Origin of the sequence: Planomonospora sp. ID91781, from assembly GCF_015711595.1 — a bacterium.
In the GTDB taxonomy this organism is placed as follows: domain Bacteria; phylum Actinomycetota; class Actinomycetes; order Streptosporangiales; family Streptosporangiaceae; genus Planomonospora; species Planomonospora parontospora.
Genome location: NZ_JABTEY010000001.1, coordinates 774371 through 791309 on the forward strand (window position 1 = coordinate 774371; position 16939 = coordinate 791309).

At 74.9% G+C, this 16939-nt stretch carries 14 protein-coding genes; 8 read left to right on the plus strand and 6 right to left on the minus strand.

Features of this window, described 5'->3' with window-relative positions; translation table 11 throughout:
- Positions 1–9: 9 nt before the first annotated feature.
- Positions 10–264, minus strand: coding sequence for a hypothetical protein (locus HS048_RS03550; RefSeq protein ID WP_196466140.1), 255 nt, complete (start codon positions 262–264; stop codon positions 10–12).
- A 107-nt stretch (positions 265–371) separates the two neighbouring features.
- Here HS048_RS03550 and HS048_RS36745 point away from each other — a divergent pair, with 107 nt between their 5' ends.
- The 6 genes from HS048_RS36745 (at position 372) to HS048_RS03590 (ending at position 7891) form a co-directional block, all read left to right on the plus strand.
- On the plus strand, positions 372–1526 hold the full coding sequence (locus tag HS048_RS36745; protein WP_230880712.1) for a 3-oxoacyl-ACP synthase III family protein: 1155 nt from the start codon (positions 372–374) through the stop codon (positions 1524–1526).
- Entirely contained in the window at positions 1526–2257 is a 732-nt protein-coding gene (locus tag HS048_RS03560; RefSeq protein WP_068900447.1) for a glycosyltransferase family 2 protein, read from the plus strand. The genes HS048_RS36745 and HS048_RS03560 overlap by 1 nt, the downstream gene beginning before the upstream one ends.
- Before the next feature lie 56 nt (positions 2258–2313).
- Positions 2314–3672, plus strand: coding sequence for a cytochrome P450 (locus tag HS048_RS36750; protein ID WP_230881055.1), 1359 nt, complete (start codon positions 2314–2316; stop codon positions 3670–3672).
- Between the two features lie 91 nt (positions 3673–3763).
- Positions 3764–5257: a class I adenylate-forming enzyme family protein gene (locus HS048_RS03580; RefSeq protein WP_196466141.1), complete on the plus strand. Its 1494-nt coding sequence runs from the start codon at positions 3764–3766 to the stop codon at positions 5255–5257.
- Between the two features lie 85 nt (positions 5258–5342).
- Positions 5343–6290, plus strand: a complete 948-nt coding sequence (locus HS048_RS03585; RefSeq protein WP_068900442.1) for an NAD(P)-dependent oxidoreductase — start codon at positions 5343–5345, stop codon at positions 6288–6290.
- Positions 6291–6412: 122 nt separating this feature from the next.
- Positions 6413–7891 carry an LCP family protein gene (locus HS048_RS03590; RefSeq protein WP_196466142.1) on the plus strand — a complete coding sequence of 493 codons (1479 nt, stop codon included), beginning with the start codon at positions 6413–6415 and terminating at the stop codon, positions 7889–7891.
- A gap of 30 nt (positions 7892–7921) precedes the next feature.
- On the opposite strand, the gene HS048_RS03595 is transcribed toward HS048_RS03590, so the two are convergent.
- Positions 7922–8425, minus strand: a complete 504-nt coding sequence (locus HS048_RS03595; protein ID WP_196466143.1) for a DUF2867 domain-containing protein — start codon at positions 8423–8425, stop codon at positions 7922–7924.
- A gap of 256 nt (positions 8426–8681) precedes the next feature.
- On the opposite strand from HS048_RS03595, the gene HS048_RS03600 reads away from it, so the two are divergent.
- A complete protein-coding gene (locus HS048_RS03600) occupies positions 8682–9647 on the plus strand; it encodes an ATP-binding protein (protein WP_068900435.1) in 966 nt (321 codons plus the stop codon).
- A gap of 64 nt (positions 9648–9711) precedes the next feature.
- Positions 9712–10098 carry an SCO5389 family protein gene (locus tag HS048_RS03605; RefSeq protein ID WP_068900432.1) on the plus strand — a complete coding sequence of 129 codons (387 nt, stop codon included), beginning with the start codon at positions 9712–9714 and terminating at the stop codon, positions 10096–10098.
- Between the two features lie 212 nt (positions 10099–10310).
- Here HS048_RS03605 and HS048_RS03610 read toward each other — a convergent pair whose 3' ends face one another.
- The 4 genes from HS048_RS03610 to HS048_RS03625 all read right to left on the minus strand — a co-directional run bounded on the left by HS048_RS03610 (position 10311) and on the right by HS048_RS03625 (position 16865).
- Positions 10311–11426: an LLM class flavin-dependent oxidoreductase gene (locus tag HS048_RS03610; protein WP_196467774.1), complete on the minus strand. Its 1116-nt coding sequence runs from the start codon at positions 11424–11426 to the stop codon at positions 10311–10313.
- Between the two features lie 26 nt (positions 11427–11452).
- Complete coding sequence (locus HS048_RS03615; protein ID WP_068900427.1) at positions 11453–12121, minus strand: ribonuclease HII; 669 nt, start codon at positions 12119–12121, stop codon at positions 11453–11455.
- A gap of 179 nt (positions 12122–12300) precedes the next feature.
- Positions 12301–15540, minus strand: a complete 3240-nt coding sequence (locus HS048_RS03620) for a DUF6493 family protein (protein WP_196466144.1) — start codon at positions 15538–15540, stop codon at positions 12301–12303.
- Positions 15537–16865, minus strand: a complete 1329-nt coding sequence (locus tag HS048_RS03625; RefSeq protein WP_196466145.1) for an SWIM zinc finger family protein — start codon at positions 16863–16865, stop codon at positions 15537–15539. Before HS048_RS03625 ends, HS048_RS03620 begins: the two co-directional genes overlap by 4 nt.
- Positions 16866–16939: the final 74 nt, after the last annotated feature.

The window sequence follows — 16939 nt, forward strand, 5'->3', positions numbered from 1 at the left end:
GGTATCGTATCAACCCCCCGTCCGCGGAGCCGCGCTGAGCGGTTCGGCGATGTCCTCCAAGCCCTTGCGCTCGGCCTTGACCCCGAGGAACGCCTCCACCAGCCCGGCCGCGATCATCAGGACCGCACCGGTGGAGAAGGCCGGCGCGGTGTCCCCGGGCCTGCCGCTCTCCACCAGGCCGGCGAAGACCAGCGGACCGGCGACGCCGCATTCCCGGGTCGAGGGAGCTTCAACCGCAGGCCGGTTCCCCTCCTCCCCGGCCATGAGACCTTCCTCACGCCTGGCCCCGTCACTCCCCCTGACTAGGAGAAATGCCATTTCGGGTTATACATTGCGCAGGCACCGGGAGACCTGACCGATTAGGGGGCGCGATGAAGGCCCGTATCACGGGCGTCGCGACGTATCTGCCCGAACGGACGCTGAGCAGCTCGGACGTGGAGCGCCGGATCGAGGGATACGCCCCCCACCGGGGGATCGTCGAGCGCATGACGGGGATCCGGCTGCGGCACGTGGCCCGCGAGGACCAGCAGGCGTCCGACCTGGCGGTGGAGGCCGTACGCGGACTCGCCCCGCCCGGAGCGGGCGGGTCCTTCCAGCCCGCCGGAGCCGGGGCGGACGGATCCTTCCGGTCCGCCGGAGCCGCCGGAGCCGGGGTGAGCGGGTCCTTCCGGCCGGCCGGAGCAGCCGGGGCCGGGGTGAGCGGGTCCTTCCGGCCGGCCGGAGCAGCCGGGGCCGCCGAGGCCGCCGGGAGGGGTCGTGCCGTCTACGCCGACGCCGATCTGATGATCTTCGCTTCCGCCTCGCAGGACATGGTCGAGCCCGCCACCGCGCACATCGTGGCGGCCAAGCTGGGCCTGTCGTGCCCGGTGTTCGACGTCAAGAACGCCTGCAACAGCATGCTCAACGGCATCCAGGTGGCCGAGGCGCTGATCCTGTCCGGGGCGCACCGCAAGGTCCTGGTCTGCTCCGGCGAGACCCCGTCGCGGGCGATCCGGTGGCGGGTCCGGGACCGGGCGCAGTTCGTGGACTCCTTCGCCGGGTACACGCTCTCCGACAGCGGGGCGGCCGTGCTCGTCGAGGCGGACCCCGAACGCGGCATCTTCCACCGCGACTTCTCCGCCGACTCCGCCGCGTGGGCGGTCGGCACCCTGCCCGGCGGCGGTTCGGTCCACCCCCGCGACCCCGAGTACTCCTACTTCCAGGGCGACGGGCGGCGGCTGAAGGAGGCCTTCGAGCGCATCGGTCCCGACATCTTCCTCAACGCGCTCAAGCGGACCGGCCTGACCTGGGACGACTTCGCCGTCGTGGCGGTCCACCAGGTCGCGATGCCGTACCTGCGCTTCCTGGCCGAGGTGCTGGACATCCCCGAGGACCGGCTGGTCGTCAGCCTGCCCGACCACGGCAACTGCGCCTCTGCCACGCTCCCGCTCCAGCTCGCGCTGGGCTCCTGGGAGCCCGGTGACCGGGTGGCGCTGCTGGGCCTGGGCGGCGGGATCAGCATGGGCGTGATGCTGGCGGAGATGTGATGGACCTGTGGGTGATAGTCCCGGCGTACAACGAGGCCGCCGGCATCGAGGCGACGCTGCGCGCGCTGGCGGCGCAGGACGACCGCGGCTTCACGCTGCTCGTGGTGGACAACGCGAGCACCGACGGCACCGCCGAGGTCGTCCGGCGGCACGGCGTCCAGGTGATCCACGAACCCCGGAAGGGCACCGGCGCGGCCTCCGACACCGGCGTGCGGTACGCCGTCGCGCACGGGGCGACCCACGTCGCCCGCACCGACGCCGACTGCCTGCCCCGTGCCGACTGGGTACGGAACATCCGCCGCGCGTTCGGCGACGGCCTGGAGATGGTCGGCGGGCGGCTCGTGCCCCGGACCGACGAGTTCCCGCTGAGGTTCTGGGAGCGGCGGCTCATCCCGTTCGTGATCGACGTGGCGGCGGCGTTCGGCCGGTTCCGGCCGGGCAACCGGGACCCGCTGCACAAGGGGCCGTACGTGATGATGCCCGGCTGCAACCTCGCGATCACCGCCGATCTCTACGAGCGTGCGGGCGGCTTCCCGCGGACCGCGATCGAGGAGGTCCACGAGGACCGCGCCCTGGTCAACCGGGTCCGCAAGGTCACCGCCGCGTACGGCTCCCGCCGCGACGTCGTGGTGTACGGCTCGGTCCGGCGGCTGCGGGCCTACGGCCTGGCCGGCACGCTGGCCTGGTACGCCGACCACCGCTACCGGCCCGACGTGGTCGACATCCGGTGATCCGGAGCGTGAACCGGCTGACGGACCGGAGCGTGAACCGGCTGACGGACCGGCTGATGGACCACGAGACGCGCCTCTACCTGGCCGCTCACCCGTTCGCCTACCCCCTGATGCGCCTGCTGGCCCGGCTCGGCCCGGTGGTCCGGGTGCCGGGGCTGGGCGTGGTGGTCAACGACGCCTCCGTGGCGCGCGCCGTGCTGACCGACGAGCGCTTCCGCAAGGACGGCCCCGGTTCGCCGGGGGACCTGTGGACGCCGGTGCTGGGGCCGTCCGTGCTGCTCAACATGGAGGGCCCGGACCACCTGGCGCTGCGCAGGAAGCTGATGCCGCTGTTCACCCCGGCCTACGTCGCGGGCCTGGTGGACGACGTGCTGCGCGAGCCGCTCGCGGCGCTGGACGCGCGCCTGGCGCGCGGCGAGACCGTCGACCTGGTGGACGCCATGCGGGTGATGGCCGGAGCCGTCATCTGCCGGATCATCGGCCTGGACCTCGGCCCGGGTCCCGGTTCACGTCCCGGCCCGGCCCCCGGAACAGGCCTCGGCTCGGCCCCCGGAACAGGCCTCGGCTCGGACCCCGGCTCACGTCCCGGCTCGGCCGCGGTCGTCGAGGCACGGGCCAGGGAGCTGTTCACCGAGGGGGAGCGGGTCGTCTCGATGGTCTCGCTGCGCTCCCGGCGGTTGTCGGACCGGCAGGTCGCGGTCGCCCGGCAGGTCCTGGACCGGATCGGGGACATCGCCCAGATCGCCTACGAGGCGGGGGACCCGTCCACGGTGATGGGCCGGATGCGGGAGTCGGGACTGTCCGCGGCCGAAGCACGAGGCGCGGCCGGGGCGTTCTTCCTGACCGGGACCGAGACCGTCGCCACCTTCGTGCCCCGCCTGGTCGCGCTGGTCTCCGACCACGGCCTCGACCTCGGCCCCGCCCTCCGGACCGGTGCGCGCCCCGGTTCCGGGACCGGAGCCGACATCGCTCCCGCGACCGGTTCCGGTTCCGGCTTCAGCACCGGGACCGGTCCCGGAACCGGCGCGGCCGTGAACGGTCTGGAGGACCTGGACCGGGTGATCGACGAGGCCATGCGGGTCACCACCCCCACCCCGCTGATGCTCCGCTCGGTCTCCGAGCCCGCGCGGGTCGGCGGGGTCGCGGTACGGCCCGGCGACCGGGTTCTGATCGTCACCCACAACTGCGCCCGCGCCCACGGCCCCTTCGACCCGTCCCGCCCGCACCCTCCCGAGCTGCGCCGCCTCTGGTTCGGCGCGGGCCCGCACTTCTGCATCGGCTACCCGCTGGCCCTGGCCGAGATCCGCGCGGTGGCCTCGACGGTGCTGTCCCGCGGCGTCCGCGTCACCGGGCGGCGCGCCGCCAGAGGGGTCCTCATCCCCACCTACGAGCACCTGTGGATCACCGCCGCATGAACGCCCCCACCTCTCCGGACCGCCCGAACCCGCCGGACCGCCGTCCCGCGGGCACCGCCGGGATCCCTTCCACCCCCTGGACCGCCGCCGCATGAACGACATCGTCACCGGGATCATGGCCGCCGCCGGGCGGGAGCCGTACCGGACCGCGCTCGTCGACGGCCGCGGCCGGGAGATCGCCTACGGCGCGCTGGCCCGCCGGGTGGACACGGTCCGGGCCGCCATGGACGGGCTGGAGCCGGGGGACGGGGTGCTGTTCGCGGTACGGCCCGGCGTGGACGCGGTGGTGACGGCGCTGGGCGCGGTGGCGGCGGGCGGGACGCTCGTACTGGCCGATCCGGGCCTGGCCCCCGGGGTGCTGGCCGCCCGGATGGCCGCCACCCGGCCCAGGTGGGTGGTGACCGAGTCGCTGCTGCACACCCTGAGCGGGCCGCTCAGGTCCCTGGCCCGCCGCCGCGGCCTGCTCCTGCCCGACCTGCGCGACCCCCTTCCCGGCCATCCGGTCCGCCACCTGTACGCCGGGCCCTGGCTGCCCGGGGTGCCGCGCGGCGCGCTGCGGCTGAGCCGCCTGCCGGAGCCGCCGGAGGGTCCCGGGAGTCCCGGACCGCGGCCGTCCCGGGCGGAGCAGCCCGCCGCGGTGATCTTCACTTCGGGGACCACGGCCAGCCCGCGCGGGGTGGTGCACACGCGGGGGTCGCTCGCGGCGGGGCTGGAGATGTTCCGCGGCGCCTTCCCGCTCGGGCCGGGCGACGTCGTGCACACCGACCAGCTGATGCTGGGGCTGCCCGCGCTGATGGCCGGGGCCACCTGGTCGCTGCCGGGCAGGGGACCCCTCGCGGCGGAGCTGGCGGAGCGGAGGGCCACCCACGCCTTCGCCGTCCCGGTCCGCCTGGGCCGGCTGCTCCGCGAGACGCCCCGGCTGCCGAAGACGCTCCGCCACCTGCTGCTCGGCTCCGCCCCCGCGCCGGCCGGGGTGCTCCGCCGGGCGGTCGCCGCCGGTCCGGAGGTGCTGTCGGTCTACGCGATGACCGAGGCCCTGCCCGTCTCGATCGCCTCGGCGGAGGAGAAGCTCGCCCACACCGGGTCGGGCGCCGAGGGCGACCTGCTCGGAGCTCCCCTGCCGGGGGTGGGGGCACGTCTGGCCGAGGACGGCGAGCTGCTGGTCTCCGGGCCGCACCTGGCCGGCCGCTACCTGGGCGGGGAGCCGCTGCGCGAGGTCGCCACCGGTGACCTGGTCCGGATCTCCGGCGGCCGCCTGATCCTGCTCGGCCGGAAGAAGGACATGATCCTGCGCGACGGGTTCAACATCTACCCCGGCCTCTACGAGCCCGCGATCACGGCGCTGCCCGGCGTCGCCGAGGCCGCCATCGTCGGCCTGGCCGACCCGGAGACCGGTGACGAGGAGGTCGTGCTCGCCGTCGTCCCCGCGTCCGGCTACGACGAGGCGCGGCTGCGCGGGGCCCTGCCGGACCTGGTGGACGCCGGCGCCCTCCCCGACCGGATCGTCGCACTCGGCGCCTTCCCCCGCTCCGGCCGCGCCGACAAGCTCGACCGCGCCGCGCTCCGCGCCCTGGTGGCCCGGTGAGCGCCGCGGTCGGCGGCCGGACGAGCGGCCGGGTGAACGGCCCGGCGGGGCAGGCATCGGCGGCCGGAAGGGACGGGGTCCGGCGATGAGGATCGCGGTGACGGGCGCGTCGGGGTTCGCGGGCGGCGCGGTGTGCCGGGCGGCCCGAGCCGAGGGCTGGGAGGTGCACGCCTTCGGGCGGCGGCCCGCGGTGCAGCCCGCCCACGTGGGCGGCGCGCCGTACCTGGCGTGGGACCTGCTCGGCGGGCGGGGACCGCGGCCCGCGCTGCCGGAGGTGGACGCGGTGGTCCACTGCGCGGGCGGCGTCACGGACTGGGGGCCGCCGGCGGAGATCTGGGCGGCCAACGTGGCCGGGACGCGGAGCGCGGCGGAGGCGTTCCCCCGGGCCGGGTTCGTGCACGTGAGCACGGCGAGCGTCTACGACCCGTTCCGGCCGACCGTGATGGCGCGCGAGGACGAGGCTCCGGTCGCACGGTACGTCAACGCCTACGGCGCGTCCAAGGCCGCCGCGGAGCGGGTCGCGGCGGAGGCGGCCCCGGGCCGGACGATCGTCCTGCGCCCGCACGCCGTCTACGGTCCCGGGGACACGACGCTGCTCCCCCGCGTGCTCGGCGCGGTCCGGGGCCGGCGGCTGGTCGCCGTGGGCGACGGGCGGCAGCGGGTCAGCCTCACCTCGGTGGGGAACCTGGCCCGGGCCTGCCTGCTCGCGGCCGAGGCCGTACGGCGCGGCACCTGCGGTGTCCTCAACGTCACCGACGCCGAGCCGGTCGTCCTGGACGACGCGCTGCGCGCGATCCTGCGGGAGCGGGGCGTCGCCGCGGAGCCGTACTACCTGCCGCTCCGGCTCGCCGAGCCCGTCGCCGCCGTCGCCGAGACGGCCGCCCGGTTGCTCGGGCGGACGAGGCCGCCCCGCCTGACCCGGTACGCCGTCGGCCATCTGGCCGTCGAACGCACGCTGGACATCACCGCCGCCCGCGAGGTGCTCGGCTACCGTCCGGCGCCCACGTCGTTCGCGGGCGCCGCGGACTGGTGAGCCCGGCGGGGGCGGTATCCCCAGCCGGATCGATCGTGACATGACCCAATACATGGGCTAATAAGCCGATATCCGGCACTAACCTGCGGCAGCCTCGGAGACGCACGGGGAATAGTGAAGAGATGGCAGGTCACAGGCGCCGTCCCGGCATCGGATCGAGCCTGGCGTTCACGCTCGGCTCGGCGGTGCTGTGGGGCCTGGCCCACCTGCGGGCCGGACGGCGCAGGACGGGCGTCCTGCTCATGGTCTCCTCCCTGACCGTGATCACCGCGGCCGCGACCGCGTTCCTCACCGCCGAGTCCTTCCTGCTGACCCTGGCCGTGCGCCCCGGCTGGCTGCAGGCCTTCGGGGCGGTGGCGCTGCTGCTGGGGACCGTCACCGTGGCCGTGGTCATCCGGTCCTACCGGCTCCTCCGGCCGGAGGGCCTCGGCCGTGCCGGCCGCCGCCTGTCCGCCTTCGCCGTGGGCCTGCTGTGCGTGCTGGTGATGCTCCCCGCGATGTACGCCGCCCGGCTCGCGCACGTCTCCCAGCACGTGATGACCACGCTGTTCGCGGCCGGTCCCACCCCCGTGCCGGCCGACCCGTGGCAGGGCCGGGAGCGGCTCAACGTCCTGCTGGTCGGCGCGGACGCCGCCACCGGCCGGTACGGCGTGCGCACCGACAGCGTGACCGTGGCGAGCGTCGACACCCGCACCGGCGACACGGTCCTGCTCGGCCTGCCCCGCAACCTGGGGCACGTCCCCATGCCGGCCGGCCCGGCCCGCGACCGTTTCCCGCACGGCTTCGCGGGCGAACCGCCGCACACGCCGGGGATCCTGAACGAGATCTGGCAGTACGCCGAGGACCACCCCGAGACGGTCCCCGGCACCCCCGACGGCGAGCGCGGTCCCACCCTGCTGAAGCGGGCGGTCGGCGACGTCCTCGGCCTGGACCTGCCCTACTACGCGATGGTCGACATGCGGGGCTTCGCCAAGATGATCGACGCGATGGGTGGTGTGCGGCTCACCGTGCCCGAGCCCATCGTGTACGGCAGGCGGAACGAGGGCGTCGTCCAGCCGGGCACCCGCGTCCTGTCCGGCGAGGAGGCGCTCTGGTACGGCCGCTCCCGCACCCACACCAGCGACTACGTCCGGATGAGCCGGCAGAAGTGCCTGCTGAACGCCGTGGCCAAGCAGGCCGACCCGGTGACGGTCATCGGCGGCTTCGAGGAGATCGCGGACGCCGCGCTGGACACGGTGTCCACCGACATCCCCCGGGCGCTCCTGCCCCACCTGGTCGACCTGGCCGAGAAGGTGAAGGGGACCCGGATCAGGAGCCTGCAATTCGTCCCGCCGGTGATCGACCCCGTCGCACCCGACTACGCCCTGATCAGGCGGAAGGCCGCCGCGGCCCTGTCCCCGGCCGCCACCGCCGCACCCCGCCCCGCGCCGCGGCAGGCCCCCGCCCCCGCTCCGCCGGCGCGCACACCGGCGACACCGGCGGACCCGGAATCCGGGCCGGGCCCGGCGCCGGAACCCGGCTCGACGGCGACGGCGACGCCCTCACCGACGCCCACACCCACGCCGCAGGAGACCGTCGTCCTCGACGAGACCTGCCCCTGACGCCCGGCGGATCCTCGGACGGCCTCGCGGCTACGGGTGCGCCGTCCCGGCCCCCGCTGCGACCCCCGCCCTGGCCATGCCCGCGACCACCAGGTGGTGGAAGGGGCGGATGACGTTGAAGTAGACCGGCCCGGTCCAGCGGTGGTACTTCACGACGGTCACGACGTGGAAGCGGCCGGGCTCGGCCACCACCGCGATCCACGCGCTCAGGTGCGACTCCGTGGTGCCCGCCACGAAGTAGCGCCCCTCCTCGGCCTCGGTGACGGTGAAGAAGGCCAGCTTCTCTCCGGGAGTGAACGGGACGTCCTGCGGACGCGTGCCCGCGGCCGAGGGCAGCTCGCCCTGGCGCATGCCGAGCAGGCGCACGAACCCCGCCCGGACGCGGTAGAGGAAGCGCATCCAGCCCGGCTCGTAGGAGATGAGCCCGGCCAGGAACTCCCTGAGGGTGACGCCCCCCTCGACTGTCTTGACGTCCACGTGGTCCGCGTCCTGGGTGAGGGCGCGGAGCTCCGGCCATTCGACGGCGTGCGGCATGGTCGCTCCCGATCGGAGAGTAGGGGGCGGGGCGGCCGGATCCGGGCCCTCCGAAGGGCTCCGGCCCGGCCGGCCCCGCCGGGTCGCCACTCGAGACGATTCCATACGGCACCGTACGGTTCGCATCCGGGGCCCCCGGACGGAGGTCACGGCACGCTCCTTTTTCCGCCAACCCCCACCCGGAGCTCACCCGCCGTGGCATGATGGCCACTCACAGAGGTTGCAATGGTTTTCATAATCAGATTGGATCGTCATCGTGAGGGTGGCATTCGTCGGCAAGGGCGGCAGCGGCAAGACGACTCTGTCGGCGCTGTTCGCGAGATACACGGCGCGTCAGGGCGGCCCGGTCGTCGCCGTCGACGCCGACATCAACCAGCACCTGGGCATGGTGCTGGGCGTGGAGGAGGACGGGCTGCCCCGCCCCATGGGCTCCCACCTGGCCGAGATCAAGGAATGGCTGCGCGGCGACAACCCCCGCATCACCTCGGCCGCCGCCATGGTCAAGACCACCCCGCCCGGCCGCGGCTCCCGGCTGCTGGGCCTGGACCCGGCCGACGACCCGGTCCACGCCCGCTTCTCGGCCGTGACACCGGAGGGCCTCCGCCTGATGGTCACCGGCCCGTTCAGCGAGGAGGACCTCGGCGTCGCCTGCTACCACTCCAAGGTCGGCGCGGTCGAGCTCTACCTCAACCACCTCGTCGACGGCCACGGCGAGCACGTCGTGGTGGACATGACCGCCGGAGCGGACTCCTTCGCCTCCGGCCTGTTCACCCGCTTCGACATGACCTTCCTGGTCGCCGAGCCGACCCGGCAGGGCGTCGGCGTCTACCGGCAGTACCGCGAGTACGCCGCCGCCTACGACGTGCCCCTCGCCGTCGTCGGCAACAAGGTCCAGGACCCCGGCGACGTCGCCTTCCTGCGCGAGCACGTCGGCGACGACCTGCTCGTCTGCCTGGAGCACTCGGCCGCGGTGCGGGCCATGGAGCAGGGCCGCCCGTTCACCCTCGAGGACCTGGAGCCCGCCAACGCCGACGCCCTCGGCGCGCTGCTGAAGCACGTCGACTCCCAGGAGAAGGACTGGGAGCGGTTCGGCCGCCAGACCGTCGAGTTCCATCTGCGCAACGCCCGGGCCTGGGCGAACCGGGCCGTCGGCGAGGACCTCGCCGCCCAGGTCGACCCGGACTTCGTCTTCGGGCCCACACGAGTGTCGCTCCAGCGCTAGGTGGAGCGGCGGCCGGACCCGATCTAGTGTCTGAAAGATCCCCTTCCCGAGAGGAGAACGCAGCATGTCGCTGACCGTTTCCAAGGACCTTCTCGACCAGGCCCAGGCCGGCGAGGTGGACGACGCGGCGTTCGTCGCCTGCGTCCGCGACTCCCTGCCCTACGCCTGGTCCCTGATCGACGACCTGGTCCGGGAGCGGGCGCGCACCGGCGCCGAGTTCACCGACAACACCGTCCCCCCGCCCAGCGAGGAGGCCCGCGGCCAGCTCCTGCGCTGCCTGGCCAGCGACGCCATGCGCGGCGCCCTGGAGCGCCACTTCGGAGTGAAGCTGGCCTTCCAGAACTGCCACCGGGTCGCGGTCTTCGACCCGTCCGCCACCGCGGCCCACGCCGAGTTCACCACCGCCCGCTCCCAGATCCTCAACCAGTCCCCCGAGCTCGTCGACTGCTGACCGGGCCCCGCCCAGGGCGCGGACCACCGTCCGCGCCCTTTCCCGTTCCCAGGACGCCGTGAATTCGCACGACACCATGGAATCGCGAGCCTCCTGAGCGGCGCCGAAGAGTCTCGGCGGCCGGATGACGAGCAATCGCAGCACGCGGCGCAGCGGGAACCCGTGGGCATCGGCGAGGCCGCCGGCGGCACCGGCGAAGCGGCCCGAACCGGTCAGCGGATCCGGGGCAGGACCTCGGTGCCGAGGCGTCTGATGTTCTCCAGCGTCCGGGCGTGCTCGCCCGCGCCCTCGACCATCAGGATCAGGTGCCGCAGGCCCGTCACGGCGGCGGTCCGCCGGATCGACGCGACGCAGTGGTCCGCCGAGCCGACCGGATGCGTCGCGCACAGGAAGTCCACGTAGGCCGGGACGTCCCGACGAGGCCGGGGCCGCCCGTCCACCGGTACGTATCCCGCCAGCCCCGGCCCCAGCCAACGCGGCATGCTCTCCCTCAGCTCCCGTACGGCCTGCGCCGTCGAGTCGGCCACGTACCCCACGGCGGCGGCGACGTGCCCGGGGTCCCGTCGCCCCTCCTGACCGCGCACCGGGGCGGCCTCCTGACCGGGCCCCACCTGACCGGACCCGGTCCGGCCCTGTCCCACCGGACCGGGTCCCGCCCGGCGCCGCCCCGCCGGTCCTGGTGTCGGTGCGTCCGCCCGTCCCGGGTCCGCGGCGTCGTAGGCCCGGATCATGGCCGCCTTCTCCTCGTCGCCGACGTGCATGCCGAGCAGCATCGGCAGCCCTCGCGCGGCGGCCAGCGCCGCGGTCCCCGGTGAGGTGCAGGCCACCACCGGCCGCAGCCGCGCCGCCGGGACCACCGGCACCCGGCGAAACTTGAAGAACTCCCCGTCGGCCGCGACCTCGCCCCGCTCCAGCGCCGCGCAGAGCAGGTCGAGCGACTCGGCGAAGCCACGCTCGAACCGGTCCAGCCCGGTGCCGAACACCTCCAGGTCCACCCACGGCCCGCCCCGGCCCACGCCCAGCAGGAAGCGCCCGCCCGAGACCTGGTCGAGGACGGCCGCCTGCTCGGCCAGGTCGACGGGGTGCCGGGTGGACAGCACGCTCACCGCCGTCCCCACCCGGATCCGGGTCGTACGGCCCAGCGCCACCCCGGCCAGCGTCGCCGCCGACGGGCACACGCCGTACGACATGAAGTGGTGCTCGGCGATCCACGCGTCGTCGAACCCGGCCTCCTCGGCGGCGACGACCGCCTCGACCGTGTCCCGCAGCACCTCGCCCGGCGGGCGGCCGGGGAAGCCCGCCGCGACCAGGAAGACGCCGATCCGCATCGCCCCGGCCGTCCCCATCGCCCCGGCTACCCGAAGAGCCCGAGCTGGCCCGCGCCCGCCGCGGCGTCGCGGTGCCTCCTGAGGTGGCGCCAGCGGGGCAGCTTGTCGAGGTAGGACCAGGACAGCCGGTGGTGCTCGGTCGGGCCGTGCTCGGCGAGGGCCTTCTGGTGGACCGGGGAGGGGTAGCCGGCGTTGCTCGCGAAGCCGTACGCGTCGAGGCCGAGGGAGGCCATGTAGGCGTCGCGGCGGACCTTGGCGATCACCGAGGCGGCGGCGACGGAGACACAGGACAGGTCGCCCTTGATCTCGCACCGGACCTGCCAGGGCGGGCCCAGGTAGTCGTGCTTGCCGTCCAGGATCACCGCGTCGGGCCGGACCGGCAGCTCGGCGAGGGCGCGGCGGGCGGCCCGGCGCAGCGCCTCGGTCATGCCGAGGGCGTCGATCTCCTCGTGGGACGCCTCGCCGTACCCGATCCCGGCGGCCCAGCCGGTGATCTCGGCGACCATCGCCTCGCGGCGGGCCCGGCTGAGCAGCTTGGAGTCGGTGAGCCCGGCGGGCGGCTCGGACAGGTCCGTGACCACCGCGCAGACCGCCACCGGCCCGGCCCACGCCCCCCGGCCGACCTCGTCGATCCCGGCCACCAGCTTCGACCCGCCGTCCGACAGCAGGCTCTCGAGCGCGTAGGAGGGAGGCACAGGAGAAGCCTAACCTCGCGTTCTCGCCGCGGGGACGGCCTGGCTCGGCCGTCCGAACGCGGAGAGCGCCCGAACCGGGATGATCGGACTCATCGGCCGCGGCCCGGGCGGCGGTCTCCCCCGCCAAGCGTCGTGGCCGGGCGCGGGAGTCCCGACCTCGGCACGGAGGTCGCCAGAGGTCATGACGCGGCTCCGGTGAGCTGGGCGTGAAGGCGCCTGCACTCGTGGGCGAAGCGGGTCGTCCGGCGCCCGCGTGCGAGCTCGGCGATCACCGGGATCTCCCCGCGCGCGCCGGTCCAGCCCGCCACGTCTGCGGCGAAGGCGACGAGCTCGGCGTGGGTCGCGGTGATGCGCCGCCCCTCGCCCGGCGGCGTCCCGGGCAGCATCCCGGGCAGCAGAGCGCGCAGGATGCGCCACACCTCGTGGTGGCCGCCGGCGTCGGCCAGCTCGGCCAGGGCCGCGAGGGCGGGGCGGGTCTCCTGCCAGGTGCGGCGCAGCACCAGCGCGAGCTGGCGGCCGATCGCCTCGGCGGGCAGTTCCCCTCCGGCGGCCATGCCCAGGACCAGCGGGATCATGCCGGGCACGCCGCCGGCCAGGAGAAAGGCGAGGATCACCGCCGTGGACTCGCCCATCGGGCCCTGGGCGGTCTCCAGCCCGGTGATCTCCGAGGGCGTCACCCGCGTGCCCCAGCCGCCGCGCAGCAGGTAGGGCAGGAAGTTGACGGCCACGACCTCGCGGTGCGAGGGCAGCATGGCGGGCCACGCCCGGAGCGTGCCGCTGAACTCGTCGATCGCCCAGTCGGACGGCTCGCGCAGCAGCACCTCGTCGATCAGCCGGTGGCCGGTCGGGGCCGCCACCCGCAGCACCGGCTGCAGCCTGACCTGGGTGAAGTGCTCCGGTTCGCCGTCGCCGAACTCGACCATGGACGCGTCCACCATGTGCCGCCACACGTGGCCGCACTCGGGGTCGGCCATGCCGTCACCGGCGAGCCAGCGGGCGGCCGAGCGCGCCGCCTCCGAGTCGACCTCGGCGGCCCGGTCGGCCGCGGCCGGGTGGCCGCCCCGGGGCAGCCGCAGCAGCGCCTGCGCCAGGTCGGCCGGGAGCGGTTCCACCCCGGCGGCGGCGCAGGCCTCCAGCCGGTCGACCAGCACGTCGGGGTCGAGGTGGCCGCTCGTCCAGGTCGGCGTGGCCAGCAGCACGGGCGGCAGGGTGCCGTTGCGGAGGGCTTCGGCGAGCTCCGCGTAGCGGTGCAGCAGGAAGTCGTGGGGCGGGGGCACACGGTTGGGGTGGGGCAGCCGGTTGCGCCGCCGCCACTCGTCGTGCTCGGGCAGCGCCTCGCGCAGGAAGGAGCGCAGCCGGGGCGGGACGAAGACGACGGTCACCTCCACGAGCGGCTCGTCCGGGCCCGGCGGGGGCACCGGCTTCCCGGCCCGCATCGCCATGATCCGGGCGGGGTCCACGCCGAGCTCGGCCATGCGCTCGTAGGCGCGGTCGAGGACGTGGAACGGCATGGCCTCCACGGAGTCGTCGTACAGGACGCCGGGTCTCGTCCGCACCGGATGGGGGTGATCCGGCAGCCCGTCGTCGTAGAGCTCCTCGTCGTAGAGCTCCTCGTCCTCCTCGTCGTCGGCACCGGGACGCCACCGCTGCTCGTCGTCGGTGGGCGGGCCGTACAGGTGGATCCGGCCCCCGGCGAAGGGGATCCGCCGGTCGCCCTCGTGGGCCACCGCCCCGTCCGGGCCGTCGTCGCTGGTCCAGGTGATGAAGAAGGCGCGCAGCGGGGCGTCGTCGTCGAGGTAGCGGCCGGGCCGCCAGAAGCCGCTCACCGTGATCCGCCGGGGTCCCGGTTCCGGATCGGGCTCCTCGCCACGGGTGAGGGTGCGCACTCCCACGGAGTGGTTCGCGCTGTCCCAGAACTTCTCCGGCCCGATCGGCGGCAGCTCCGGCACGCTCCCGGGGGTGACCAGCTCGGCGGCCAGCGCCGCCTGCCAGTCGGCGGGGTCCAGACGCACTTCTCTGGAGCGCCAGTGGCCCGGGTCCTGCTCGACGCGGGGCGTGAGCCTGCGGCGCAGTCCCGCCCGGTCGTCGGTGATCCCGGCGACGAAGGCCGCCAGCCAGAGCTCCTGGCCGATCCAGCGCTCGTGGTGGTCGGCGGAGACCGACGGCTCGGGGAACCGCTGCGCCTCCGGCGGCTCGGGCAGCGGTGGGAACTCCTTCTGCGCCGGCAGGTCCTCGACCAGGGTCTCCCCGCCGAACCGCTCGGCCAGCCTCGCGCCCAGATCGGGAGGGAGATGGCTGACGCCGTCGAGGATCGTCTCGGCCTGGTCGGCGAACAGGTCGGCGTGTTTCAGGGTCAGCTCGGCCGCGCGGTTGCGCACGTCGAAGGACTTGTGCGCGTACGCCGTGGTCAGCGCGGTCGTGAAATCGACGGCCGTCTCGGGTGCGGCCCGGATCGCCTGGTCGAGCCAGCGCAGGCCCGTGGCGGCGAGCTTGGCCTCGTCCCGGAAGGTGAGAGCGTCGACCGCCTCGACCAGGTCGGCATGGTCGAGCGGCATCGCCTCGCGCACCTGCCCGGCGGCCAGCTCGGCGACCGTGCCCGGAGCCGACGGCAGCAACCGCAGGTAGTCGCGCAGCCGGGGGGCGGACTCCGCGGGCGTGGGGTCGAGGAGCGTGTGCAGCCGGACGAAGAACCGCAGGTCCTGTGCCTCACCGCCGCGCAGGAAACGGCTCACGCAGCCGTCGAGCGCCTGCTCCCTGGGCAGCTCGCGGGCGGCGGCGGCCAGCCAGCGGGTCGGCAGGGGATCCAGCCGCTCGTCGCGGAGGACGCGGCCCGCGCCGTCGGCGTCGAAGACACGGGGCAGCAGCACGGGGGTCAGCGGGTCGCCGGGCACGCTCGGCGCGGCCAGCCAGGCGGCCACCAGCGGGTCGTGGTCGGGCGGCACGGCGCCGGACTCACGCAGCAGCGCCACGGCCAGCGGCGCGATGCGGTCGGCGGGACGGCGCACCCGCCGGGCCAGCCGTACCGCGACGTCACGGCGCCATTCCCGGGGGCGGGCGGCGGCCACCCGGCACACCCGGGCGACGTCGGGGTCCTCGGCCCAGCGGCGGTTGACGTCGCGGCCGGTCATCCAGGTCACCGCGGCCGCCGGGCCGGTGATGACGCCGACACCGGTCAGCAGCAGCGCGCCGGCCAGTTCGTCGAGCAGGTCGCCGACCTCCCAGGAGGCCATCTCCTCGAAGTCGTCGGGATGTTCGGCGCGCACCTGCTCGGTGCGGGCGCGGCGCAGTTCCTTCACGAGGCCGGGCAACCGCCCGGCCAGCTCGGCGCGCTCCTCCTCGGTGAGCGTGACCAGCCGGTCGGCCAGGCGGGTGACCTGGTTGCGGGTGACCAGGTCGCAGATCTCCGTCCAGAGGGTCATCGGGACGCCTCCACGGCGGCGCGGGCGACGATCCGGGCGGCCAGCACGTGCTTGCACGGCCCGCGGGAGCCGCGGTGGTCCCACCACCACTCGCAGGTGCAGGAACCGTCGGTCAGCGAGACCCGGCGCGCGCCGCCCGGGGTGCGGACGGTGGCCTGCTCGCCCTCGAGGTGCACGGCGCCCGCGTCGACGAGCTTGCGCGCCTTGGCCAGCCGCGGGTTGAGCAGGATCACGTTGTCCTTGTCATAGGGCAGTTCGCGGTGGAAGTGGGCGGCCTCCGACAGGTCGTAGCCGACCCGGCCGGCGACGCCGAGCCGCGTCAGCGCGGCCCGCACCCGGTCGGCGGGGATGCCCGCGCGGTCGGCCAGCAGGCCGATCTCGACCTCGGGCTCGAAGTTGAGCAGCATGCCCACCACGTCGGCGTCGTCCTCGGCCTCGTCGGTGGCCAGGTCGTCGAGCACCGCGCCCTCGCCGGAGAAGCCCCGCCAGCGCTCGGGTGAGAGGGTGAGCGTGTAGCGCATGCCCGGCAGCTCCAGCTCCCAGGCGCTGGAGGCGTCGTCGGCCGGGCCGTACACCCGGAGGGACTTCGCGAAGCGCAGCAGCGGCAGGAGGGTGCCGAGCCGGTTGGGGCCGGCGAGCCGGACCGAGCCCGGGACCTGGCGGTCGGAGACCTTCAGGTCCCGCCCCGCCTGCGCCACCCACACCGTGCCCTTCCTGGGCAGCCCGCGCAGGAACCGGACCGCCGCCATGCCGGTCAGCTCACCGCGCTGGTCCATGCCCGAGGCGATGACCTGGACCTCGGCGAAGCCGCGCAACCAGCGCTCGGGCAGCGGCACCTTCTTCTCCACCACCGCGCCGTCCGCCGTGGTCACGACCAGCTCGTCGAGCCCGACCCCCAGGTGCAGCGGGTCACGCGGGCCGATGCGCGCCAGCGCCTCCCGGAGCGGCGCGTTCACGTCGACGTTGGTGGTGCCCCGGTCGAACACCTCGCCGTCGAGCGCGCCGCTCAGCAGATCGAGCCGGGCGTACACGCCGCCGCAGGCCGAGAACGACTCGAACCGCAACCGGTCCCCGTTGCACGTCACCACCGGGTCGCGCACCCAGCCGGGCCGCGCCTGCGGCTGGTGGTAGCGGGCCAGCGCCACGTCGGCGACGCCGAGCAGCGCCGCCGCGGCGGGGGCCGCCTGGGTCACCACGCCGCTGAAGAACCGGGGGGCCAATGCCGGGCCGGACAGGGCCCGCCCGCCGGAGGTCGCCAGCCCGAGGCGGCCGTCGACGAGGGAGGAGGGCGCGGCGTACGTGTACGCCTGCGTCGCTGAAGTCATGGCCGGGACGTTAGATCGCCCCACCGACAAACCGGCGCGGCGGATCCGGCCTCGTCCGTCCTCGGGTCCGCGGT

Excerpts from the sequence above, each read along its gene's own strand:
- HS048_RS03550 (WP_196466140.1), bottom strand. The coding sequence starts at position 264 with ATGGCCGGGGAGGAGGGGAACCGGCCTGCGGTTGAAGCTCCCTCGACC.
- HS048_RS36745 (WP_230880712.1), top strand. The coding sequence starts at position 372 with ATGAAGGCCCGTATCACGGGCGTCGCGACGTATCTGCCCGAACGGACG.
- HS048_RS03560 (WP_068900447.1), top strand. The coding sequence starts at position 1,526 with ATGGACCTGTGGGTGATAGTCCCGGCGTACAACGAGGCCGCCGGCATC.
- HS048_RS36750 (WP_230881055.1), top strand. The coding sequence starts at position 2,314 with ATGGACCACGAGACGCGCCTCTACCTGGCCGCTCACCCGTTCGCCTAC.
- HS048_RS03580 (WP_196466141.1), top strand. The coding sequence starts at position 3,764 with ATGAACGACATCGTCACCGGGATCATGGCCGCCGCCGGGCGGGAGCCG.
- HS048_RS03585 (WP_068900442.1), top strand. The coding sequence starts at position 5,343 with ATGAGGATCGCGGTGACGGGCGCGTCGGGGTTCGCGGGCGGCGCGGTG.
- HS048_RS03590 (WP_196466142.1), top strand. The coding sequence starts at position 6,413 with ATGGCAGGTCACAGGCGCCGTCCCGGCATCGGATCGAGCCTGGCGTTC.
- HS048_RS03595 (WP_196466143.1), bottom strand. The coding sequence starts at position 8,425 with ATGCCGCACGCCGTCGAATGGCCGGAGCTCCGCGCCCTCACCCAGGAC.
- HS048_RS03605 (WP_068900432.1), top strand. The coding sequence starts at position 9,712 with ATGTCGCTGACCGTTTCCAAGGACCTTCTCGACCAGGCCCAGGCCGGC.
- HS048_RS03610 (WP_196467774.1), bottom strand. The coding sequence starts at position 11,426 with ATGCGGATCGGCGTCTTCCTGGTCGCGGCGGGCTTCCCCGGCCGCCCG.
- HS048_RS03620 (WP_196466144.1), bottom strand. The coding sequence starts at position 15,540 with ATGACCCTCTGGACGGAGATCTGCGACCTGGTCACCCGCAACCAGGTC.
- HS048_RS03625 (WP_196466145.1), bottom strand. The coding sequence starts at position 16,865 with ATGACTTCAGCGACGCAGGCGTACACGTACGCCGCGCCCTCCTCCCTC.